Annotated in this window: 24 protein-coding genes and 6 pseudogenes; 12 read left to right on the top strand and 18 right to left on the bottom strand. The window is 58.3% G+C overall.

The window, feature by feature from the left end:
* The first annotated feature begins 19 nt into the window (after positions 1 to 19).
* From ACW9JE_RS00260 to ACW9JE_RS00270, 3 pseudogenes are all read left to right on the top strand, one after another.
* Positions 20 to 495: pseudogene (locus tag ACW9JE_RS00260) on the top strand (DUF2280 domain-containing protein).
* Positions 467 to 1,636 (top strand): annotated as a pseudogene (locus tag ACW9JE_RS00265) (terminase large subunit domain-containing protein); the annotation flags it as partial. The pseudogenes ACW9JE_RS00260 and ACW9JE_RS00265, both read left to right, overlap by 29 nt.
* Positions 1,634 to 2,041, top strand: a pseudogene (locus ACW9JE_RS00270) (phage head morphogenesis protein); the annotation flags it as partial. The pseudogenes ACW9JE_RS00265 and ACW9JE_RS00270, both read left to right, overlap by 3 nt.
* A 2-nt stretch (positions 2,042 to 2,043) precedes the next feature.
* On the opposite strand, the gene ACW9JE_RS00275 reads toward ACW9JE_RS00270, so the two are convergent.
* Positions 2,044 to 2,583: a hypothetical protein gene (locus ACW9JE_RS00275; RefSeq protein ID WP_457431470.1), complete on the bottom strand. Its 540-nt coding sequence runs from the start codon at positions 2,581 to 2,583 to the stop codon at positions 2,044 to 2,046.
* A 91-nt stretch (positions 2,584 to 2,674) separates the two neighbouring features.
* Between ACW9JE_RS00275 and ACW9JE_RS00280 the strand changes: the two are divergent.
* The 4 genes and pseudogenes from ACW9JE_RS00280 to ACW9JE_RS00295 all read left to right on the top strand — a co-directional run.
* A pseudogene (locus ACW9JE_RS00280) lies at positions 2,675 to 2,907 on the top strand (hypothetical protein); the annotation flags it as partial.
* A gap of 9 nt (positions 2,908 to 2,916) precedes the next feature.
* Positions 2,917 to 3,059: pseudogene (locus ACW9JE_RS00285) on the top strand (phage minor tail protein L); the annotation flags it as partial.
* Positions 3,052 to 3,582 (top strand): annotated as a pseudogene (locus tag ACW9JE_RS00290) (NlpC/P60 family protein); the annotation flags it as partial. The pseudogenes ACW9JE_RS00285 and ACW9JE_RS00290, both read left to right, overlap by 8 nt.
* A 25-nt stretch (positions 3,583 to 3,607) precedes the next feature.
* The gene (locus tag ACW9JE_RS00295) at positions 3,608 to 3,739 is read left to right on the top strand and encodes a hypothetical protein (protein WP_457431471.1); all 132 of its coding nucleotides are present in this window, start codon (positions 3,608 to 3,610) and stop codon (positions 3,737 to 3,739) included.
* Between the two features lie 380 nt (positions 3,740 to 4,119).
* Here ACW9JE_RS00295 and ACW9JE_RS00300 read toward each other — a convergent pair whose 3' ends face one another.
* Positions 4,120 to 4,377, bottom strand: a complete 258-nt coding sequence (locus ACW9JE_RS00300; protein ID WP_457431472.1) for a hypothetical protein — start codon at positions 4,375 to 4,377, stop codon at positions 4,120 to 4,122.
* A 162-nt stretch (positions 4,378 to 4,539) separates the two neighbouring features.
* Between ACW9JE_RS00300 and ACW9JE_RS00305 the strand changes: the two genes are divergently transcribed.
* The 3 genes from ACW9JE_RS00305 (at position 4,540) to ACW9JE_RS00315 (ending at position 5,848) form a co-directional block, all read left to right on the top strand.
* Positions 4,540 to 4,692, top strand: coding sequence for a hypothetical protein (locus ACW9JE_RS00305; RefSeq protein WP_457431473.1), 153 nt, complete (start codon positions 4,540 to 4,542; stop codon positions 4,690 to 4,692).
* Between the two features lie 84 nt (positions 4,693 to 4,776).
* Entirely contained in the window at positions 4,777 to 5,175 is a 399-nt protein-coding gene (locus ACW9JE_RS00310) for a hypothetical protein (protein ID WP_457431474.1), read from the top strand.
* 73 nt (positions 5,176 to 5,248) lie between these two features.
* Positions 5,249 to 5,848: a hypothetical protein gene (locus tag ACW9JE_RS00315; protein ID WP_457431475.1), complete on the top strand. Its 600-nt coding sequence runs from the start codon at positions 5,249 to 5,251 to the stop codon at positions 5,846 to 5,848.
* 579 nt (positions 5,849 to 6,427) lie between these two features.
* Here the strand turns inward: ACW9JE_RS00315 and ACW9JE_RS00320 are convergent.
* Entirely contained in the window at positions 6,428 to 7,003 is a 576-nt protein-coding gene (locus ACW9JE_RS00320) for a shikimate kinase (RefSeq protein ID WP_457431476.1), read from the bottom strand.
* A gap of 593 nt (positions 7,004 to 7,596) precedes the next feature.
* Here ACW9JE_RS00320 and ACW9JE_RS00325 point away from each other — a divergent pair.
* Positions 7,597 to 7,992: a hypothetical protein gene (locus ACW9JE_RS00325; protein ID WP_457431477.1), complete on the top strand. Its 396-nt coding sequence runs from the start codon at positions 7,597 to 7,599 to the stop codon at positions 7,990 to 7,992.
* A gap of 53 nt (positions 7,993 to 8,045) precedes the next feature.
* On the opposite strand, the gene ACW9JE_RS00330 is transcribed toward ACW9JE_RS00325, so the two are convergent.
* The 4 genes from ACW9JE_RS00330 to ACW9JE_RS00345 all read right to left on the bottom strand — a co-directional run bounded on the left by ACW9JE_RS00330 (position 8,046) and on the right by ACW9JE_RS00345 (position 10,202).
* On the bottom strand, positions 8,046 to 8,489 hold the full coding sequence (locus ACW9JE_RS00330; RefSeq protein ID WP_318011750.1) for a hypothetical protein: 444 nt from the start codon (positions 8,487 to 8,489) through the stop codon (positions 8,046 to 8,048).
* A gap of 172 nt (positions 8,490 to 8,661) precedes the next feature.
* The gene (locus ACW9JE_RS00335; RefSeq protein WP_318011751.1) at positions 8,662 to 8,946 is read right to left on the bottom strand and encodes a hypothetical protein; all 285 of its coding nucleotides are present in this window, start codon (positions 8,944 to 8,946) and stop codon (positions 8,662 to 8,664) included.
* A 116-nt stretch (positions 8,947 to 9,062) separates the two neighbouring features.
* A complete protein-coding gene (locus tag ACW9JE_RS00340; protein WP_224535230.1) occupies positions 9,063 to 9,263 on the bottom strand; it encodes a CsgG/HfaB family protein in 201 nt (66 codons plus the stop codon).
* Positions 9,264 to 9,368: 105 nt separating this feature from the next.
* Complete coding sequence (locus ACW9JE_RS00345) at positions 9,369 to 10,202, bottom strand: NAD(P)H-binding protein (RefSeq protein WP_457431478.1); 834 nt, start codon at positions 10,200 to 10,202, stop codon at positions 9,369 to 9,371.
* A 179-nt stretch (positions 10,203 to 10,381) separates the two neighbouring features.
* Between ACW9JE_RS00345 and ACW9JE_RS00350 the strand changes: the two genes are divergently transcribed.
* A complete protein-coding gene (locus tag ACW9JE_RS00350; RefSeq protein ID WP_457431479.1) occupies positions 10,382 to 11,026 on the top strand; it encodes a TetR/AcrR family transcriptional regulator in 645 nt (214 codons plus the stop codon).
* Between the two features lie 5 nt (positions 11,027 to 11,031).
* Here ACW9JE_RS00350 and ACW9JE_RS00355 read toward each other — a convergent pair whose 3' ends face one another.
* The 11 genes from ACW9JE_RS00355 to ada all read right to left on the bottom strand — a co-directional run bounded on the left by ACW9JE_RS00355 (position 11,032) and on the right by ada (position 21,640).
* Positions 11,032 to 11,463: a hypothetical protein gene (locus tag ACW9JE_RS00355; protein ID WP_457431480.1), complete on the bottom strand. Its 432-nt coding sequence runs from the start codon at positions 11,461 to 11,463 to the stop codon at positions 11,032 to 11,034.
* 141 nt (positions 11,464 to 11,604) lie between these two features.
* A complete protein-coding gene (locus tag ACW9JE_RS00360; RefSeq protein WP_457431481.1) occupies positions 11,605 to 11,889 on the bottom strand; it encodes a hypothetical protein in 285 nt (94 codons plus the stop codon).
* Positions 11,890 to 12,094: 205 nt separating this feature from the next.
* Complete coding sequence (locus tag ACW9JE_RS00365; protein WP_034147138.1) at positions 12,095 to 12,325, bottom strand: hypothetical protein; 231 nt, start codon at positions 12,323 to 12,325, stop codon at positions 12,095 to 12,097.
* A gap of 127 nt (positions 12,326 to 12,452) precedes the next feature.
* Positions 12,453 to 12,674 carry a hypothetical protein gene (locus ACW9JE_RS00370; RefSeq protein ID WP_224535240.1) on the bottom strand — a complete coding sequence of 74 codons (222 nt, stop codon included), beginning with the start codon at positions 12,672 to 12,674 and terminating at the stop codon, positions 12,453 to 12,455.
* Between the two features lie 72 nt (positions 12,675 to 12,746).
* Positions 12,747 to 13,766 carry a DNA topoisomerase IB gene (locus ACW9JE_RS00375; protein WP_457431482.1) on the bottom strand — a complete coding sequence of 340 codons (1,020 nt, stop codon included), beginning with the start codon at positions 13,764 to 13,766 and terminating at the stop codon, positions 12,747 to 12,749.
* A 76-nt stretch (positions 13,767 to 13,842) separates the two neighbouring features.
* Positions 13,843 to 14,922 (bottom strand): molybdenum ABC transporter ATP-binding protein, encoded by a 1,080-nt coding sequence (gene modC / locus ACW9JE_RS00380; protein ID WP_457431483.1) that lies wholly within the window; start codon positions 14,920 to 14,922, stop codon positions 13,843 to 13,845.
* A 3-nt stretch (positions 14,923 to 14,925) separates the two neighbouring features.
* Positions 14,926 to 15,606 carry a molybdate ABC transporter permease subunit gene (gene modB, locus ACW9JE_RS00385; RefSeq protein WP_224535245.1) on the bottom strand — a complete coding sequence of 227 codons (681 nt, stop codon included), beginning with the start codon at positions 15,604 to 15,606 and terminating at the stop codon, positions 14,926 to 14,928.
* Positions 15,607 to 16,374, bottom strand: coding sequence for a molybdate ABC transporter substrate-binding protein (modA, locus tag ACW9JE_RS00390; RefSeq protein ID WP_457431484.1), 768 nt, complete (start codon positions 16,372 to 16,374; stop codon positions 15,607 to 15,609).
* 273 nt (positions 16,375 to 16,647) lie between these two features.
* Complete coding sequence (locus tag ACW9JE_RS00395; protein ID WP_457431485.1) at positions 16,648 to 17,712, bottom strand: NAD(P)H-dependent flavin oxidoreductase; 1,065 nt, start codon at positions 17,710 to 17,712, stop codon at positions 16,648 to 16,650.
* A gap of 217 nt (positions 17,713 to 17,929) precedes the next feature.
* Entirely contained in the window at positions 17,930 to 20,365 is a 2,436-nt protein-coding gene (locus ACW9JE_RS00400; protein ID WP_457431486.1) for an autotransporter, read from the bottom strand.
* A 204-nt stretch (positions 20,366 to 20,569) separates the two neighbouring features.
* On the bottom strand, positions 20,570 to 21,640 hold the full coding sequence (gene ada, locus ACW9JE_RS00405) for a bifunctional DNA-binding transcriptional regulator/O6-methylguanine-DNA methyltransferase Ada (protein WP_457431487.1): 1,071 nt from the start codon (positions 21,638 to 21,640) through the stop codon (positions 20,570 to 20,572).
* Positions 21,641 to 21,724 lie beyond the last annotated feature (84 nt).

Here is a 21,724-nt window from a genome sequence, read left to right on the forward strand (position 1 = left end):
CTAGACGGATAAAGAATTTATGGCAGCCTTGAAAAATGAGGTTAAGAGCTCATCGTTCAGGCCTTGGCGTGCTTTGACACACATTCGCAGGTTGTGGAGGCCGTCAAGAACGAATACGGGATTGTGGTGGGCCGCCAACAGGTGGAGACACACGATCCCACCAAGGCTGCTGGCAAAGGCCTGGCCAAGCGCTGGGTGACGCTGTTCGAAGACACCCGCAAGCGATTCCGCGAAGAGACGGCCGAGATCCCAATCGCCAATCGTGCCTTCCGCTTGCGCGCCATGAACCGGTTCGTCGAACGTGCTGAGACGATGAAGAACATCGGCTTAGCGATGCAGATCCTGGAACAGGCCGCGAAGGAAGTCGGCGACGTTTACGTCAACCGGCTGAAGAAAGTCGACGACGAGGGTGAGCCCATTGTCCCGACCTCTGTAACGGTTCAAGTGATCAACGCGAGGAAGCCGGATGCCGAGCCTGAATGTTCCGCAGGCTGACTTCCTTCTGCTCCCTCACAAATTCCGTGGCTTCGTTGCTGGGTTTGGCTCTGGTAAGACCTGGGTGGGGGGCGCGGCGCTCTGCAAGCACGTGTGGGAATGGCCGGGGATCAATTCGGGCTACTTCGCCCCGACCTATCCGCAGATCCGCGACATCTTCTTTCCAACCATCGAGGAAGTTGCCTACGACTGGGGCCTGAAGGTCAAGACTAAGGAGAGCGACAAGGAAGTCGATTTCTACAGCGGAAAACAGTACCGCAGCACAACGATCTGCCGCTCGATGGAGAAGCCGCAGACCATCGTCGGCTTCAAGATCGGTCACGCCCTGGTCGACGAACTCGATGTGTTGCCCTCACTGAAGGCGCAGCAGGCTTGGCGCAAGATCATCGCTCGGATGCGCTACAACGTGTCCGGGCTGAAGAACGGCGTGGATGTGACGACGACCCCGGAAGGGTTCAAGTTCGTCTACCAGCAGTTCGTGAAGCAGATTCGAGAGAAGCCAGCGCTCAAGGATATGTACGGCCTGGTGCAGGCGAGCACCTTCGACAACGAGCTGAACCTGCCCGACGACTACATCCCATCGTTGATGGAGTCGTATCCCGAGCAACTGATCCGCGCTTACCTGAATGGTCAGTTCGTTAACCTGACGTCCGGGTCGATCTACCACGCTTACGATCGAAAGCTGAATCAGGGCTTCGATACCGTTCAGGCGGGTGAGCCGCTGTTCATCGGCATGGACTTCAACGTCGGCAAGATGGCGGCAATCAGCCACGTTAAGCGTGACCAAGGGCTGCCGCGTGCGGTGAATGAGCTGCTGGACGGCTACGACACGCCAGACATGATTCGCCGTATCAAAGAGCGCTACTGGGAGCACACCGGCAACGATTTCCGGAAAACCTGCGAGATCCGGATCTACCCGGACGCCTCCGGCGACTCTCGCAAATCGGTCAATGCAAGCGTCACCGACATCGCCATGCTCAAGCAGGCGGGGTTCACGGTCATTGCGCCGGCGGCCAACCCGCCCGTCAAGGATCGAATCAATGCTATGAACGCCATGTTCTGCAATGCGCAGGGCGAGCGGCGTTACCTGGTCAACCCGTTCACCTGCCCGACTTACGCCGATGGCCTGGAGCAACAGATCAGCAACCTGGATTCGAAGACGACCAGCCAGTGCCGGACGCTCGATAAGCGCCGATTCAAACTGACTGAAGGACCACGGCCGCCGATCCACATCAACTGTCGTTCGACGGTGGTGGCGGTGACCCGTTTCAGCGCCTTGTTCGCCAAAGACGCCACCCGAGCATCCATCGGCGATGGTGGCGCCCAGCAGGTGAGGACGGACCTGAGCTATTACGACTGGCTCAAGCAGCAGCCGGCGGCGTTTCAGGACAAAGCCATCGGCCCGGTCCGGGCGAAGCTGTTCCGCGAAGTTGGATTGACCGTCGAGAGATTCGCCGAACTACAGCTTGATCGCAATTTTTCACCTCTGACTCTTGTGCAGATGAAGGCACTTGAACCGCTGGTGTTCGAGCGAGCGTTCGGATGAGATTATTGATTTTGGCAGGCGATTTTCTGTGCCTGAAACTTTTTCATGTATTCGTCATACTTAGTGAGGATCCCGCTAATTCGGTCTTGTGAATCAGCCATTATTTTGACCTGCTCTTCAGTGGTCGTAGCTCGCATGTTTTCTATGATTACGTTGCCAAAATTAATGGACGCGAAGCCAACGTCTGCGGGGACGTAGGCAAGCAAACTGTATGAGTGCGTCACAACTGGTTCAGCAATTTCCAAGAATACTGCGCGAGAGTGCGTCGGATCCGCTATGCGCCCAAGCATGGTTCCGACTGCTTTGAAAAAAGGCTCTGCGTGTTCTCGGATTTTTGTTTCTTGGGTGTCAATCCTTGCTAAGCAACTGATAACCATCGCTTGCTTCGTGGATTCACGATTGGAGTACCAAGTCAAACCCGAGCCAACAATTGCGACCCAGGCAGCGATCATCGCGATAGTGAATGGAGAGCTCCATACAGATACGTTTTCTACTGATTTAGGTTCGTTTGAATTTTTCATTTCTTTCTGCTGATTTTTCACAGGATTCTCGACGCCGTTTTGGAATCCCTTTAACGGCCGAGATCTCAATCAATTGAGCATTTCTAGTTAGCCCAGCAAATGTTGGGTTCTATATCCGATTTCCTGCATCGGGCCGAAAGCCAAGGTGCAGCAAATCATGGTTTTCTTTGATCGGCACGCCGGATCGAAAGCCTTTCTCTGGACGACCCCGGATCGAAAGCCTTTCTCTGGACGACCCCGTTGGGCGAACTCGGCCTATTCACCTGTAAAAATCCCGTACCCACACCCGTGGGAGGCGGGGTGTTCAAGCTCACGGCCACTTTTGACCGTGCTTTCCAGCCATAAGGGGCAACCATGCCGCTGATCAGTGACATCCAAGTGCTTGAGCCTGGCAGCGAAGTGCTGCTCTTGAATTGGACGGTACGGACGACGGCGCTGACGTTTTGCGCTTTCACGGGTATGCCATTCCCCATACATCGGAAGAGCTGATCACCGCGCGACCTGGCCATGTGTGAAGCGACTGCGCTGCCGTGGCACATTCTGAGTTGGCCGGAGGGTGGCCTGCGGACTGTGGTGCCGACTGGTGATGTTCCGCTGTTGAAGCGCCCATTCGTGCACGGCGCCTGGAACTGCTGGCAAGTATGTGCCGGTTGGTACAAACGCGAGTGGGGGCTGGAGTTCGAAGCCTTCACGCGCACCGACGGCTGGTGGGAGAGCAAGGACAGCATCAGTTTGTACGAAGCGAACTACGAGGCCACCGGCTTCTGCCGGGTCGACCAGCCGCAGCGCGGCGACATGATAGTGATGGAGGTGGGCCGGACTATTCACCCGAACCATGCCGGGATCTTTCTCGGCGCTGATCCAGCGCTGCCCGGTGAGGATGCGGCCACCTTCGGCCCCGGCCCTTTCCTGCTGCACCACCTGTACGGCAGGCCTTCGGAAATCACTGTGTTCGGCGGGCTATGGCTTGATCGGTCGCGCCTGATCCTCAGGCACAAAGATGCACAATCAACGAAATGATGCGGCAGGGCCGCTGGAGAGAGTTATGAATCAGCCATTTGTGGTTGCTGAAGATGGACGAGCTTTCATCAACGAGTCGGAAATTCTGAAATCCCAAATGGTTGCCTCGGCTGTCGGTGTTTCTTTGCCGCCTGACTTTGCGGTAAATTTGCGGTAAAGGCTCCAGAGAAATCCGACCTACTTGAGCGCCGGCTTGCTCGTCTGGAAAAAGAGCTTGGCCTTGATCCTATTTGTGCTGATTAAAGACTGCGGAAATTCGGGCCGTATCGGGACGGGACGGCCCGGTGCTCGGCATGGTTTTCGCCACTTCTAACGCGAATACGCGTGCCGCCTCAATACCCTCAGGTCCCTGAGCTGCTCGAAGCTGGCTTATTAGTCCGGCCAATATGCAGCTTATTGTTGTTATGTCACCGCCATGAGAATTGATTACTTCGATGAGCCTCTGTTCGTTTGACACATTGACCTCCGGGTCATAAGCGCGCCGAATTTGGCGCAATCCCAGTCCTTGGGCTTGCAGGCAAAGGACTGGGGTATCAGTCAGTTAACGTTTTCCTCCTCAGGCTCGCACGCAGCGTCGATGTATTCTTGAAGCTGTCTTGCGAAATCGGGGTTGGCGGGATGATTTTTGATATCAAGTGTGAAGGTTCCCTTCTTTTTTGCAGACGTGTGAATGTCCACGAAGACACCGCCGACGATGTACTGAGTACCGTACTGAAGAGGCTTGTCACCTTCATATTTTTTATCAGTTCTGATGAAGTTTAAAACCCCAAACAGGAATTTGCTGTCTATGCGCATTGCAATGTTTCCTTAACGTAAGTCAATCCTAGCCACTGGTCCGGCGTAGAGTCATAACGCTACTATCTCTGGATCCACCTTATCCACTGGGATTTCATCCACGCTGGATGCCCGACCAGGTCGGTGCTACATTCGCTTCTCCAATAGCGAAGGAGTCGCAACATGGCAGTGAAGACATTTGTGTTCAGCCTCAAGACGAAGAGCGGTAGCGGCATGAGTAACGTGCTTCAGAACGGCACAGACCAGAGGGACGCTGAGCGCAAGATTCTGGAGAAATATCCTGGCGCAACCATTTGGGAAGTCCGCCAGCAGTGACAGGAAAGCCCAGCCAACCGCTGGGCTTTTTCGTTTCTACTATCCCGGTGGTATCTTGCAGCCTTTCCCACAGGAGTGACCTGCATGAAATTTATCGTAGGAGCGGTGGCGCTGGCGTTGCTGGCGGGGTGCGCGACGTCGCCTGTCCCATCTGATAAAGCGGATCCCGTCCCGAGCTCCAGATTGTTCGCAAATCAAAAGCCAGAGTTTGGTGCTGCGATCCTCATTGTGACAAGAGACAAGGGTTTCGTCGGTAGCGCCTGCAATACCACCATCAGCATCGATGGTCGTAAGTCCGCAGAGATTGGGACGGGCGAGACTGCCAAATTTTTCGTCGCTGGTGGCGATCACATTATTTCAGCGGCCTCGTGCGGTAGTGGATTGAAAGAGCGCGAGGCGACGGTCAAGCAGGGGAGCACGAAGCGATTTCGGGTATCCATAGATTCAGCGATGAGCATGGATTTATCGCCAACTACATATTGAATTGAGCCGCCTCCGGGCGGTTTTTTTACGTCCGGGGATTGAGATGCAAAGCGGAACAATGAGCACTGGAGTCATGACCACCATCGATCTGGGTGGAGTTCTCGGAAAAAAGTTTTTCCGGTCGAAAGATTTCTTCCTCGAAACCGGAAGTGCCTGGGAGGTTTTCAAAGCACTCAGGGCCACGGTTGAAGGATTCACAGAAGAAGTTGCCCGGCTCGATAGCGCAGGAATGAGGTTTGCGATCATTTGTAACGGTAAAAACGTGGGCGAGAAAGATTTCGATTTTTGGGGGGGGGGGGTGCGCAAATTGAAGATCGTCCCCGTGATCTCCGGCAGCAAGCGGGTCGGGGTCCCGCTGCAGGATGGCTTCGGCGTGCATCTCGACCAGAGTGAAGATCTTCTCACTGGCCTCGCGCAGTTGCAGGTTCAATTCCTCGAATTCGTTCTCGTACATCCGGAGCTGGTGCCGGCAGGTTTTGAGCGGGGTAGGGCAACCGAGCCAGTCGTCGGTGTTTTCTATTTCGAGCGGGTCCATTGGTGGGCTTTACTGATACTGTTGTTATATACAGTGATCCAGGCGGGCGGATTGAGCGAGGGTGAGTTGACGAATTGCAGGATCTGGATTTGTCAGCGGTCGGCAGGAGGCCGAAAAGAGGTAGTGGAGCCTGTCTAAAACTACCTCGACCTGTCCCGGATTCATTAGCCCGAAAGGCGCCTAAGTCGGGTCAGGGTTTTAGACAGTCGCCAATGCATACTGTTGGAATAAAAGCCCCGCGAGCCATTTCCCGAAGTACTGCTGCATCATCGGCGTGTGGTCACCTTGACTTGGCATGGGTCAAGACCGCACCCAGGGCTCCAAGCTGTAGCCAAGCTTCGACAATTGATCGCGACTGTGCTCGAGTACAAACGCCAGGCGGGTGGGGTCGGATAGCTCTCGCCAGAGAAGGTCTGGTTGGGTGATGAGCGGCACGTCTGCAGCACTGAAGACTCGGAATCGGATCCGGTTACCGTAATCCCACTGCTCAGCCACGCAGCGTAGCGGGCTGAAAGCCGACTGTATGGTGTGGATGATCTCTTCTGCCGAAAGGGGTGGGGTCGACATGCGTGCGTCTCGACTGATTGCCTGATTTCACCCGACAAACGGGCGCGATGCTCGTACCACGTTTTGTACCAATGACCGTGTAAAGCAGGTAAAAACCGGGTGCGCCTAAGTAAGCAATTGCCCGATTTCATTGACTATTCCTACTTTGCCTTACCCCTTGAGAATCGCGGTGTAATTGTTTTCTTGCGGATTTTCAGCTGGGAAGGACGCTGGTACAGCGTAGGTAACGTCAGCATGATCCTGCGGATGACATTCAGCATGATAACGAATGATTTCCTCAACCAACTCGAGACCAGTTACAGGGCCGGGCGTAAACAGACTGACGCTTGCTCTTACCGCGGCCAAAATGTCTTCGACGGGCCGGCTGACATCTAGTTCATCCTCGTCCACCCAGACCCCATGTTGCATCCTTTTGATATAGATGTTCGCTGTAGGCACCAGCGAAATACGTCTCAAAACCTCGCGCAGGCACACACCCTCCACTACATAGCCTTCTAGATTTTCCATGGTGGCTTTCAGATTCAGGTAGTCGATGTGGTCTACATACCCGCCCATTTTCTTCTCCAGGAAGGAGTCCAAGCTGATACATGGAAGCCCGAGAGCTTCGGAGACCGCTTGTGCCAGCGTCGACTTGCCTGCACCGTCTTTTCCATCAATTCCGATGCGTATCATATTCGTCGCTCGGATTGCGTCGATCACTTCCTGTGGGTTTATGCAGTCCGTCATGAGTGCATCCCTGGGGGCGATACTGGTAGGTTAAATGCTTGACGTCGTAAGGTTAGCAGGAGATGCGATGGTCGCCCCACGGCATTCTCGGGTTGGACGGGATCTCCGACTGATGAAGGTATGCAGCATTGCATAATCCGACCCTCGGGAGGGCCGACAAAGGCGCGTGTTGCCGTCCGAATTCCCCCCTATTTTCGGGCCGCAATTATTTCAACGCATGCGGAAACATTGGGCTGCATGGCAGCTATTTACCCACGATTGCGAACCAAAAAATCTATCGCAAGCCGCAGCGTGATTGATTTCCTCTCGGGACTTAAATTCCCCCGCTCGTAAGGGCGTGCCGGTTCGATTACGGCTTCGGGCACCATCTAAAATCAAGGGTTTGCGAGCGAAAGCTGATGCAAACCCTTGTTCGTTTCTGATCTGCAAATTTCAAGTTGTTCCAAAAAATCTACGTTGCAAAGCAGGACGGCTTCCCCGGCCCCAGAAATATTCTGCGCCGTTGCGTGGCTGATATTGTTGCGTCGTCTCCAATACCACTAACTGCGTAGAGCTACACTTTTGGGCGTTACTGTTGAGTGAGGGCTATCGACATGAAAACGCATCGTGTTGTTGGTATCACCGGAATGATGTTTTTGGTGGGTTTTGCATCGTACAGTTTCGGGGCTCAGCAAGCGCCAGTCCCCTCCAACGCGAAGACGTTGGCCAATGCCGAAGTGCAGCAAGCTTTAGTTGGGAAAAAGATCAATAGCCGCCTGAGCAACGGGACGCCGTATTCTCTGACATTTAATGCAGATGGCACTGATATCTACAAAGAATCAGGTAAGGATCCTGCAAAGGAAAAATGGACTCTGGAGAACGGAGTGGTGTGTTTGATCGCACCCGGGTGGCCTACCGACTGCAGTCAAGTGAAGCAGGCCAATGGTGAACTATGGTTCGTTAAACCAGAGGATGGCACTGTGAGGTATCACTTCACTGTCAGTAACTAGCAATTACATAAATCTGGCGCTTCGAAATGCGACTCTGAAGCGCCCCGCACCCATCACTCACACGCCGTGCTAACAGCCTTCTCGGCGCGCTGGATTTCCTGTTTGACGTCGGTGGTGATGCGCTGCTCTTTGCGCTGTTGACCGAGGAAGGGTTGTTCGCCTCGGGACTTCACTTCTGCATCGGTTGCCGCGACCTTGGCTTCGACGGTGGCGGAGTGTTCCGAAATGACGGCTTCCACCTCTTCCTTGGTGTTGGCGGTATCCAGAGCGTGGATGAGTTTGCCGACGTCGTCTTTTTCTGCTTCGGCGTAACCTTCGACGGACAAACCGGCGGCCATGGCGCGAGCCTGGATCTCTACGCCTTTGAGATGTTCCTGGGCCACATGGCAAAGCTCATCCTGTCGCCGGCTCTTGCTGTCCTGCCATGTACTGAATCCGTAACCCAGGCCACACGCACAGGTCATAAGCACGGCAGCGCCAATCAATCTGCCTTTCACGTTCACATACTCTTGAAAGAGGAGAGAGGAGATCGTTCGATTCGGTTTTAGAGTGGAAAGACTAGCTTAGTATGCACCCGAAGGTTACCGGATATGTTTCAGGCAGGGAAAAAGCTCCCCCGCAAATGCAGGCGATCCCAAGTGACCCCCCTGATTGGCAATCAGAGGCTGTTCAGCCTTCGCCTTGTTGTTTCCCCTCTTGCCCCGAGCTGCTGGAGGATTCTGCTTCCTTCTTTTGAGATTGCGCATCGGTACCCGAGTTGGACCCTGCCGCTTCCTCGCCTTTTTTGTTGGCTTTGTCCTCTTTGGACTCGGCGCCCTGGGCCTGGTTGAGCCCCGGAATGGCGGCAGGTGGCACGACGGATCCCTGGGAGGAGGTTTCGGCCGCCAATGCAGGGACCGAGGCGCTCGACAGCAGGCCTACCAGGGTAAGAGCAGTTATTGATCTGTTCATCATCTCAGTCTTCCACGCGCAGGGAGGGTATAGCGTTGGAAGGATGGGGATGGGAAAGGTGCCGGTCACCGGACAAGCGGAAGACCGCAGGAGCGAGCTGTCTCGCTCCTGCGGTCTTTTCAGACGTATCGGTCCAGCCCGGCCTTGCGCCGTTCGTTGCCGTCGGGGTTGCCGCTGTTGATCAATCGCCTTTCCAGCAAGATGTTTTGCAACGCTTCACGATCCAGCGGGTCGAGTTGATGCTCTCGCTCCTTGAGTTCGAGCAGAATCGGGCTGGACCATCGGCGGTAGGTTTGCTCGGCATTACGAATGGATGACATCGCTTCCTCCTTATCAGGCTCCTGCCAATAAAGGCGCCGCAGTTGAATACGGAAAAGACCCTAGTCGAGGAAACCGGTTGTCGCCATGCAGCCCGTCGGCACTTGTTACTGCTGGCTCCAGACCCCTGACGTAGCCGTACGCTGGACATAATCTGTAAAGCTTCTCGCTGGTCGCCCCAACGCGCGCTGCACGCCATCGGCAACGGGTGTGTTGCGACCATCGAGAACCGTCGTAAACAAATACAACACCAGATCAGTCACCTCGGCCGGCATGTGCTCCTGTTTCAGCGCCTGTTCATAAGCTTCTGACGACACTGTGACAAAACGGATATCGCGCCGGGTTGCACGGGCAATTTCGGCGACCGCCTCAGCAAAGGTCAGCGCCTGAGGGCCAGTGAGTTCGTAGAGCTGGCCGCTGTGGCCAGGTTGTGTCAGCGCAGCGACTGCGATTTCGGCGATGTCTTCCACGTCGACAAAAGGCTCGGCGATATCGCCGACAGGCAGTACGAGTTCACCTTGCAGGATGGGTTCAAGGAAATGCGCCTCGCTGAAATTCTGGCAAAACCAGCTGGCTCGCAGGATGGTCCAGTCGACACCGCTGTTTTGCACGACGCGCTCGGCCTGTTCCGCCTCTGTTTCGCCACGACCCGATAGCAGGACCAGCTTGCCGACGCCGCTTTGCACCGCCTGCCGGGTGAATGCCTGGATCGTCTCCAGGGCGCCGGGTACGGCGAGATCCGGTTGAAAGGAGATGTACGCCGCCTGAACGCCGTCGAGGGCTGCGGCCCAGGTCGAACGGTCCTCCCAGTCAAAGGAAGGCGTTGCACTGCGCGAGCCGAGGCGCACGTTATGGCCGCTCGCCTCAAGTTGCTGAGCGATTCGCCGGCCGGTTTTGCCGTAGGCACCGAGAACCAGGGTCGTTTGTTGATGGCTGTTCATCGCGTTCATCTCCCTCAGTAATGTGAGTATTCCTCACGTTTAAAAATATGATAGACCCTCATGTTTTGACGTCAATTGAGGACCAACACAACCCGACGGACGGGTGCGGGCTATTGGGCGCATTGAAGGCGAGTGCTAAGGTGAGTCAATGTCATGTTTCAGATCGGGGAAGCAACGTCGTGCCGAAGAAGACCAATGGAGTACTCGAACAGCCCCTCGAGCCGACTCGCCGCAATCCCACGCAGCAACGCAGCCGCGAACGTCAGGAACGCATCCTTGGCGTGGCGACGGACTTGATCGCGACCAAGGGCAGCGATCAGCTGAAAATGAGTGAAATCGCCGAGCGTTCGGGGATTTCCATTGGATCGCTGTATCAATACTTCCCCGATAAAAGCTCGGTGATCCAGACCCTGGCCGAGCGTTACAACACCGAATGCCGTTGCTGCATTGAACAGGCTTTGGGCGCGGTAGAGGATGCACAGGGGCTGCAATCGGCTTTTTCAGACCTGCTGGATCAGTACTACGAAATCGTGCTGGCGACACCGGCGATGCGGGATATCTGGTGCGGCATGCAGGCCGACAAACAGCTGTTGTCGCTGGAGCTTGCGGAGAGCCGCGAAGCCGGCGATGTGCTGGCCGAGGCGATGCTGCGGGTATACCCGCATTGTGACCCGCAGAAGGTTCGCCAGTCGGCGTTTCTGATCTGGCATCTGGGGGAGGCGACCGTGCGCCTGGCCATCTCCTGTGAACCGCAGGAAGGGCGAGGATTGGTCGAAACGCTCAAGCGCATGTCCCTGCGCGAAATCATGCAGCCGCCTGCTTGAGCAAATCACCTGACTTTCCAGCTACCGCCGCCGGTTTCGCAATCGATCTTGGCTTGCGCCAGATTTTCCGCGTTGTAGTAGAACGTCGAGATTTGCGCATTGGCCGGAATGTTCAGCGACTTGCTGTTCTTGTCCTTGCTGGTGGACTGGGGATTGGCCAGTGATTCGGGCGTGATCTTACCCATACACGTGGCTTTGTACTGGTCACCGCATTGCGGGACTTTTCTCTTGGTGTTGCTGAGCATTTCCCTACTTTCGTTGCTGCATGACCAGTCGATGGCATCCACCGGCATGTTTTCGTATTCGTAGCAGGTGTGGGATTCGATCACCGGCACTGAAGGACTTTGGGAGCGGGTGATGACATCGCAGCCCTGGGCCAGTGCCAGAGTGGGGCTCAGGCTGGCGATCAAAAGTACAAGCAGAGATTTGAGGTTCATGTTGATGTCCTCTCCTGTAACCCGGCACCACAAAGACGGGCGGGCCTACAGGTTTGGAAAAACAATCGGCAGCGTCGTTCAATCCTTTTTCCAGATGCAAACATCCGGCGGCCGGGGTGATCGGCCGCCGGATGCTGTCAGTTACACGAAGGGCTGGCCGCTGAAACCGCGGGGGAGTCTTTGCAGGCCGGGCATGGCCACCATTCGCTCGGTCCAAGCCTGGCGCCAGTCGGTCGCGGTTGGGGTGAGTCTGGCTTTGCGGGCGGCGCGTCGGGCGGCGTTGCGCTGGGTCTTGCGCGCGTCTTTGTAGGCGTCGGTGTTGCGACAGCTTCTGCATTTGACCCGGTTCAGTTCACGGGTTGAAACGAGGTTGTTGCCTTTGTGACCGCAGGCCAGGTGCCCGCTGACTTTGAAGTGGGTAACCATCGGGACGTCTCCTCGTGACGTGTGATCGTTGGACCCCACGAGGCTGGCGACGTTCGTCAGTGGAATTCGAAGAAAAAAAATCCCAGCACGGGGCTGGGCTGTTTTACATCGCAAAGAGTGGTCAAAGGGCAGGCAGACACGGGCTGGCTGACGAAGTGTCGTCAGTCACGCCTGCGGTGTCGTACCGTTTCGTTGCAGCAAAGGCTCATCTGAACCGTGGCAGCGGCCGGTCGACAGGTTTGAGTGCCGACAGGGTGTTGCGGATCAGGGGAGTATCCTTTTCGATGTCGTTCAGGCGATCGCGAATTCGCAGGGCGGTCGGATGTCCGCCTTGGTGATCGACCCAATCGGCGATTTCCTTGCAGGCTGCTGCCAGGCGAACCTGACGGGAATCGAGCAAGGTGAGCAGGGTGGTGATGGACTCTTTTTCGGACATGGGAAGCACCTCCGTTGAGGACACCTGAGGGCAGTAAAAAGCCCGCTTGGGGCGAGCTTGCTACCGATTGAAGCTGAAAACCTCAGCTTTCCTCAGTATAGACCCGTAGCAGGCACGTCAAGGCTCCTCAGCCTTGGCGGGCCGTTACCTGTGATCTGGCATTCAGCTGGCGGCAGGCGCGCTGCGCATCTTCTTCAAGTTCAAAGCCGTCTCCGAGATAGCCGTTGGTGCGGGTATCGTAGATGCGGTACCAGACAGCGGCATCAGGGGGTGGGTGACCGGTTTCACCGGCCCGGCGGCCATGGATGATGATTTTGTTGCAGCGCTTGACGACAAAAATGTCTTCCATGGCTTCACCGCAGCTGATTCATGTACAGATCAACTATAGAAGTCATTTGTAATCGTGCAAAAAATAGACAGGTCAACTCGTCGGTTCTGACGCCAGTTTCTCCAGCAACATCGCCAGCGCGACTTCCTCGGCGCGTAAGCCCTTGCGCACCCGCGGCCGTGGCAGTTCGGCCAACTGTCCCAGCGGAAAACCCTCGAGTACTGCCGGATGGATATAGCATTTGCGGCACACGGCCGGAGTGTTGCCCAGTTGCCTGGAGACGTCTTTTACCATCTCCACCACCTGCCGCTTCGCTTCCGATTCAGGTTGCCATTGCAGCTCACGCAGCACCGAAAGTGCCAAGGCGCTACCGGCCCAGGTTCGATAGTCCTTGGCGGTGAAATCGGCACCGGTCAGGGTTTTCAGGTAGGCGTTGACGTCAGCAGAAGTGACGCTGTGTCGCTCGCCGTCCTCGTCGAGGTATTGAAAGAGGTCTTGCCCGGGGATTTCCTGACAGCGTTTGACTATCCGCGCCAGGCGGCGGTCTTTCACTGTGATTTGATGTTCGACGCCACTCTTGCCGCGAAACTGAAACTTGATCGCACTGCCGTTGATCTCGACATGACGATCGCGCAGGGTGGTCAGTCCGTAGGACCGGTTTTCCTTGGCGTATTGAGCGTTGCCGACGCGAATCAGCGTCGCATCGAGTAGCGTGATTACGGTGGCCATGACCTTATCGCGGCTGAAACTCGGCTCTGCCAACAGGGCTTCCAGCTTTTTACGCAATTTGGGCAGCGCCAGGCCGAAATCCCGCAGACGCGAGTATTTGTCGCCATCGCGCACTTCCCGCCAGCGTGGGTGATAGCGGTACTGTTTGCGGCCGCGCGCGTCTCGTCCGGTGGCCTGCAGGTGCCCGCGCGGGTCGGCGCAGATCCACACGTCGGCGTAGGCGGGCGGCACGGCCAGTGCGTTGATGCGCTGAACTTCTTGCTGATCAGTAATGCGTTGGCCGGCGGGATCGAAGTACTGGAACTTGCCCCGCAGTTTCTTGCGGGTGATGCCGGGCAGCGTGTCATCGACGTAATGCAGATCGGGCGGCAGTGCATCAGGCATGGCAATTGTCCTTGGCGTGGAGTCAGGGGCCGTTAAAGCCATTGACCCCACGCCTTGGCGGTCGTGCCAATGACTTTTAAGCCAGCACGGCCACTGCCTTGATCTGCGCCCAAAGCGGTTGACCGGGCTGCACCTTGAGCTGGTCGCGGGAGAAGCGGGTGATGCGCGCCAACAGCGGTGTTCCCGCCACATCAAGGCGCAGCAGCACGTGGGCGGCGTTATCGGCCGCCATCTCGCTGACCACGGTTACCGGCAGGCGATTGAGGATGCTGCTGTGTTCGGCGTTGTGCAGGCTCAGGCTGACATCTCGCGCCTGAACCTTGCAGCGCAATGTCTGACCCGGCGCCATCGGTGTATGAGCCACGCGCAGGTTCAGGTCGGTGTCGGGCAATTGCACGGTCAGCAGCTGGTAGTCGGCGTCGTAGTGGCTGACGCGACCCTCGATCACCACGCCGGCGTCATCGCCCATGGCCAGTGGCAGATCGAGACGCGCCAGGGTCTGGCCGACAGGGCCGCTGGCCAAAGCCTTGCCTTCGCTGAGCAGTACGATGTGGTCGGCCAACCGCGCCACCTCATCCTGGGAGTGGCTGACGTACAACACCGGAATATCCAGTTCGTCGTGCAGGCGCTGCAGGTAAGGCAGGATCTCGCTTTTGCGCTTGGAGTCCAGCGCCGCCAGCGGCTCGTCCATCAGCAACAGTTTCGGGCTGGTGAGCAGGGCGCGGGCGATGCCGATGCGCTGCCGCTCGCCGCCGGACAGGTGCTGCGGATGACGATCAAGCAGATGGCCGATACCCAGCAGTTCGGTGGCGTGGGCCATGTCGACACGACGCTGGTTTTTGGGGATGCGCTTGAGGCCGAACTCCAGGTTCGCCAACACCGACAGATGCGTAAACAGACTGGCTTCCTGAAACACATAACCCAAGGCGCGCTTGTGCGGCGGGACGAAAATCTGCCGTTCGCTGTCTTGCCAGACCTCGTCATTGACCTGGATGAATCCCTGTTCGGCGCGTTCAAGTCCTGCGATGCAACGCAGGCAGGTGGTCTTGCCTGAGCCGGAGTGGCCGAACAATGCGGTGACGCCGCGACCGGGCAACTGCAGGTCGACATCCAGGGCAAAGCCTGAATAGCTCAATTTCAAGCGTGTTTGAATCATCGATCAGCTCCAGCCCGCTTTGGTTTTGCGACTGGAGTACAACGCCAGCAACACCGCGAAGGAGAACACCAGCATCGCCCCGGCCAGCCAATGGGCCTGGGCGTATTCCATGGCTTCGACGTGATCGTAGATCTGCACCGAGACCACGCGGGTTTTGTCGGGGATGTTGCCGCCGATCATCAGCACCACGCCAAACTCACCCACGGTATGGGCAAAACCGAGGATCGCGGCGGTGATGAAGCCGGGACGGGCCAGCGGCAGGGTCACGCTGAAAAAGGTGTCCCAAGGATTGGCGCGCAAGGTGGCGGCCACTTCCAGCGGGCGGGTGCCGATGGCGGAAAAAGCGTTTTGCAGCGGCTGGACCACGAACGGCATCGAGTACAGCACCGAGCCGATCACCAATCCTGCAAAACTGAAAGTGAGAGTGCCGAGCCCCAGTGACTGGGTGAACTGACCGATGAACCCGTGGGGGCCGAGGGCCAGCAACAGATAGAAGCCAATCACCGTGGGCGGCAGGACCAGGGGCAGGGCGACGATCGCCCCGACCGGACCGCGCAACCAGGATCGGGTGCGCGACAGCCACAACGCCAGCGGAGTACCGATCACCAACAGGATGACGGTCGTCAGGGACGCCAGTTTCAGGGTCAGCCAGATGGCGGAAAAATCGGCACTCGTCAGGGTCATTTAGAGCTGGTAACCGTAGGATTTGATGACGGCGGCGGCTTTCGGGCCCTTGAGGTAGTCAACCAGCGCCTTGGCTGCCGGGTTGTCCTTGCCCTTGTTGAGGATCACCGCGTCCTGTTTGATCGGGTCGTGCATGTCGGCTGGAACGATCCAGGCCGAGCCGCTGCTGACTTTGCCGTCTTTGTAGATCTGCGACAAGGCGACGAAGCCCAGTTCGGCGTTGCCGGTGGACACGAATTGGAAGGCCTGGGTGATGTTCTGGCCTTCAACGATCTTGCCCTTGACCTTGTCGGTCAGGCCCAGCTTGGCCAGGACCTGGGTCGCCGCCAGGCCATAAGGCGCGGCTTTCGGGTTGGCGATGGACAGGTGCTGGTACTGGTTGTCGCTCAGCACTTTGCCCTTGGGATCGACGTAACCTTCCTTGGCCGACCACAGTGCCAGGGTGCCGATGGCGTAGGTGAAGCGCGAGCCCTTGACGGTGTCGCCTTCCTTCTCGAGTTTTTCCGGGGTGGTGTCATCCGCCGAGAGGAAAACTTCGAACGGCGCGCCGTTCTTGATCTGGGTGTAGAACTGACCGGTTGCGCCGAACGAAGTCACCAGCTTGTGGCCGGTGTCTTTTTCGAAGTCGGCGGCGATCGCCTGGATCGGCGCGGTGAAGTTGGCGGCGACAGCGACCTGGACTTCATCGGCCTGGGCGGAGCCGAAAGCGAGTACAGAGAGAAGGGTGGCGAGGCAACCAGGGGCAAAACGTGAGGCACGAATGGTCATGAAACGGCTCCGTTCTAAGCAGGTGTTACGAGGGGGTGGTTCGTTATATAACGGAATATATAGCGAAATGCCTGCAAACGGAATGGACTGTTTTGCTTACGGTACATGCGGTTGATTGTGGCGAGGGGGCTTGCCCCCGTTGGGTCGCGAAGCGGCCCCAAAAAATGGGACTGTTGCGCAGCCCAACGGGGCGGTGCGACGTTTCGACAAGCCCCCTCGCCACAGTTACAGCGCACACTACAGGCCATCGTAGGTCAGATAGTGGTTGCGCATTTAGCGGCGAGTCAACCTGGCCAACCCATCCTCAGCCAACCGCCGTGTCAATTCTTCACTCGTCATCTCAGCGCCCAGGGTAAACGCCTGTCCGGCCCACAGGTTGCTGAAATCCGCTTCCCCCTTGGCCCGCAGCGGCATCAGCGCACCACCCGCCAGGGGGAACGCTGGCGCCTTGTCGCTGATCGGCCCAAGCTCGCGCATGACCCGGTTGAGAATCCCCCGCGCCGGGCGACCGGTGAACAGGTTGGTCACGGCAGTCTGGCTGGCCTGGGCCGTGCGCAGTGCCTTGTGGTGCGAGGCGCTGACCTTGGCTTCCGGAGTGAACAGATAAGCCGTCCCCACCTGCACCGCCGAAGCTCCCAGCATGAACGCCGCCGCGACTCCGCGACCGTCGCTGATGCCACCTGCGGCTATCACCGGCACCTTCACCGCGTCCACAACCTGTGGCACCAGGGCGAAGGTGCCGATCTGACTGCTCAAGTCATCACTGAGAAATATCCCGCGATGCCCGCCCGCTTCGTATCCCATCGCGATGATCGCGTCGCAGCCGTGCTCTTCGAGCCAGATGGCTTCTTCCACGGTAGTGGCTGAAGACAGTACCTTCGCCCCGGTAGCCTTCACGCGATCAAGCAGGGATTTTTCCGGCAGACCAAAGTGAAAACTCACGACTTCAGGGCGGAACGCCTCGATCACTTCGCAGCCTGAGGCATCGAACGGCGCACGGTTGGACACCGGTGTCGGCGCATCGAAGTCGACACCAAGCTCGCGGTAATAGGGCTCCAGCAGATTCTTCCATTCCCGCGCACGCTGCTCATCCACCGGCGGCGGTTGGTGGCAGAAAAAGTTGATGTTGATCGGGCCCTGGGTGTGTTGGCGGATGGTTGTCAGCTCTTCGCGCAACTGGTCGATGCTCAGCATGGCCGCCGGCATTGAGCCGAGCCCGCCGGCATTGCAGGCGGCGATGACCATGGACGAGTTGGTGGCGCCGGCCATGGGGCCCTGGATGATGGGCAACTCGATGCCGAGCAGGTCAAGAATGCGGGTGTCTGGCCATTGGCTCATGATGAGTGTTCTCCGACAGGGAAACCGGGCAGGGGAGTAGCGGCGATCAGTTTAACGGCGATGAGTACCCGTTGGCGAAGCCTCGTTGCCCCCGACCCTGTAGGAGCGAGCTTGCTCGCGATGGTCGTCAACGATGACGCGGGGAACCAGACACCCGGCGGGGTTACAGAATCCATCGCGAGCAAGCTCGGCTCCTACAGTGGAAGCAGAATTGCGTTTAGCGCCGGTGAAATCCGCCGCCACCACCTCCACCAAACGAACGATTCATGAACTGCGACGAGTTCTGAAAGTTGTTCGTCCGCTCATTGCCGAACGAGCGGGCCTGGTAGTCGCGGTTGAGATTCTGCACTTGCGTCGTATTGGCTAAATTGAGCCGGTTGGTGCCGCCGACCATCGACTGCCAGCCATCATCGGTTTTCTTGTAGACATTGCCATCGTGGCCGGCGTAAACGTTGTTGCCGATCTGCGCGGCGCCACTGTCGGGGCCGCGCACGCTGCGGTAACCGGTGGTGTTGCCGGTATTGGGGTTGTAGACCGCGCCACGATTGGCGTTGACCTGATTGCCGGTGTACACGTTGCCTGCGGTCACGTGCTGTCCGGCGATGGCGCCACCGTTGGGCCCGGTGGCAACACCTTCGCGACCGGCCGCGTAGTTGCCGGTGTAGACATTCTCCACGGCCCCTCGTTGACCAGCAGCGGCGACGCCGGTGCGCGAGTTGTAGGAGGCGCCGACCTGTCCGGCCCAGCGATTGCCGGTCCAGGCGTTGTACCCGCCACTGTAGCGACTGACCGAGGCGCTATCGCCCCATTGACGGTAGATGTTGCCGGAAGTGCCGGCCCAGCCACCGGGTCCCCAGGCCACCGCACCGCCGTGATAACCGTAGGCGACGCCGCCCCAGGGCATCGGCGCCGGGTACAGATGCGGTCCCCAGGCGTAGCCCCAACCGTAATTGCCCCACCACGGATAAGCGCCCCAGCCCCAACCCATGGCCACGGTGCTGCCGCCCCAGCTCCAGCCAAATCCGTAGCCATAAGCCCAGCCTGTCCAAGGCGTGTAGCGAATCGCCGCGCCGAAACCGTAGGTCACGGGCGGGCCGTACCAGACTGTGCCGACCCACGGTGAGTAGTAGTAACCCGTTCCGTACACCACCACGCCCGTAACCGGATCCAGGGTTGAGCCCTGATATCCCGGTGTGTAGCCCACTACCACGACGTCGCCGCTGGCTGAATAGACTTTGACGTAGGTGAGGTAGTGCAGCGGGGAACTGGGGGGAATCGAATAGATGACAGCGGGCACCGAGGTGGCAACTGTCCACGGGCCTTGCACCGAGGTGGCCACGAACCAGACACCGTTCTCAACCGCGTACCAGCTCTTGGCGTCGACCATGATGATCGGCGTCGGGCTGTTTACTACGTACTGCAGCGGCGTGCCCTTGATGCCGTTGAGTTGTGGCTGGCCGTCGAATTGCGGCGCCGTCATTTTCAACTGGCTCTTCTTGACGGCCGAAGTTTGCGGAATGCTGGCGGCAATCGCCGCTTCCTTCGCTTGCGGTGTGCCCGCCACCGAGGCTTTGACGTTCTCCTTGGCGCTGTCGTCGGGAATGTTGGCGAAGTCCGCCGGCAACTTGTCCGCCGGCACGAAGGTCCAGGGGCCTTGCATGTCAGGGGCGCGGAACCAGCGACCGGAGATCAGCAGGTAACTGTTCTGGTCGCCGATCTCCTTGAAGATGTGCCCGGTGGTGTTCGTCACATAAAGCAGTTGCGTGCCCTGGATCGGCTGCCATTGCGCGGCGCCGTCCGTGACAATCAATTCCGTGGGTTTTGTCGCCACATGAATCTGTGGCACGGGCGGTTTGGCCAGGCTGGGAACCTTGTCCTTTGCATCGCTCTGGCCTGTCAGCAGGTCGACCTGCCGGCTCTGAATCGCGGCCTTCATGGCCTTTTCCAGGTCAGCCGAAGGTGACGTTAACGGGGTATAGGGGCCACTCAACGCATCCGCCGCCATCCAGCCGTCGAACACATGCAGGTAATGTTTGCCCTGGGCATCCTTGAGCAGCAGCGGCCGGGTGTTGATCACCCGTTGCAGCACGGTGCCTTCGACGGGGCGATACACCGGTTCGCCGTCGATGTACACCAGAATGGCCGGCACTTCGGAGCTGATGATGGTGGGCGGCGTGTTGTCTATGGGGTCGCTGCTTGCCTTCTGCTCGGCGGCGACCGTGCCCAGTGCGGCTTCGAGTTGATCCAGGGAAATGGTTTTCTTGCGGTTCAGCGCATCGTTTTTCAGCTCTTGCATCCAGCTGTCGAGGTTCGTCGCGGCGGAGGGGAAATCGACTTTGGTGATGGTGTACTGATCCAGTTCGACCCAGCGGGTGGCCTTGTCCACGAGGGTCTGGGCACTGAAGTGCACGATGCCGAAGGTGGATTTGCCGTCCTTGTCGGTGACCTCCACTGCGGCGCGGGCCTGCAGGGTGTAACCGTCCCAGCTGTCGAGTTGCGGCTGGTAGATCGTCAATTTGGCATCGTCGTTGTTCAGCACCTGCGGCCAGCTCGGGGCATTGGGTGCCGCGGGCTGCGCAGGTGCGGCCTGGGTATTGGCAAGGCTCATCAGGCAGAACATCAGTACCGCGGCAAACGAACGTAGGCAGGGCATGGTCAACTCCATCGACAGGACCGTTCTCGCGGTTTTTGACGGCCGCGAAAAAAGCATAGCCGCCTGCAATGGAAAAACCCGGCGCTGAGTCAAACCACAACACACCCCCTGTAGGAGCAAGCTTGCTCGCGATGGTCGTCAACGATAACGCGGGAAACCTGATACCCCGCGGTGTCAGGGCCTCCATCGCGAGCAAGCTCGCTCCTACAGGTCCGTGGTTTCCCGATCGAGCAGCTGACGCTTGCGCTCCACGCCCCAACGATACCCCGACAGATTGCCATCGCTGCGCACTACGCGGTGACAGGGAATGGCCACCGCCAGGTTGTTCGCGCCACAGGCCTGGGCCACGGCGCGGACGGCTTTCGGTGAGCCGATGCGCTGAGCAATGTCGGCATAGCTGGCGGTGCTGCCCACGGGAATCTCCCGCAACGCTTGCCAGACCCGCGCCTGAAACGCCGTGCCTTGCACATCCAATGGAAGGTCCAGACCCAACGCCGGCGCTTCGATAAAGCCCACAACCCTGGCGATCAGTTGTTCGAAGTCCTGGTCGGCGCCGATCAGATTGGCCCGGCGGAATTTGTCTTGCAGGTCGCAGACCAGTTGCTGCGGATCATCCCCCAGCAGAATCGCGCACACGCCACGCTCGCTTTGCGCCACCAGGATCGCCCCGAGGGAGCACTGGCCGACGGCGAATCGAATGTCGTTGTTCTGCCCGGCGGCGCGGTAATCGGCGGGTTTCATGCCCAGCACCTGATCCGCCGCTTCATAAAAGCGGCTGTTGGAGTTGAAGCCGGCGTCGTACAGCGCGTCGGTGACCGAACGCCCATCCGTCAACCGCTCCCGCACCCGGCGCGAACGATGGGCGGCGGCATAACCCCGGGGCGTCAGGCCGGTCAAGGCCTTGAACACCCGGTGAAAGTGAAAGCTGCTCAACCCGGCGACCTGGGCCAGATCGTTCAAGCCTGGAAGCTCCTCGGCCGTTTCGATCTGGCGGCACGCGGCAGCCACCGTCGCGGCATGTTGCGCCGCCAGGTCGCTCTGATCCTTCGCCGCGCGTTTGCTCGGGCGATAACCCGCCGCCTGTGCCTGTTCGGCGGTATCGAAGAACTCGACGTTCTGCGGCTTGGGCAAGCGCGCCAGGCTGCTGGGGTTGCAGTAGATCCCGGTGGTTTTCACCGCGTAGACGAACTGCCCGTCCGCCTGCGGGTCGCGTGCGACAACGGCGGCCCAGCGTGGATCGTTCTCGGTGCTGATTTTTGTCATTTGGCTTGTCATGGCTTTTGTATCCGTTGACCCGTTTAGCACAGGTTATTCACCTGCCCGTGCATCGGCACTCCGGCGCTTGCGGTCAAATTCCGA

Source organism: Pseudomonas sp. SDO55104_S430 (genome assembly GCF_054070595.1).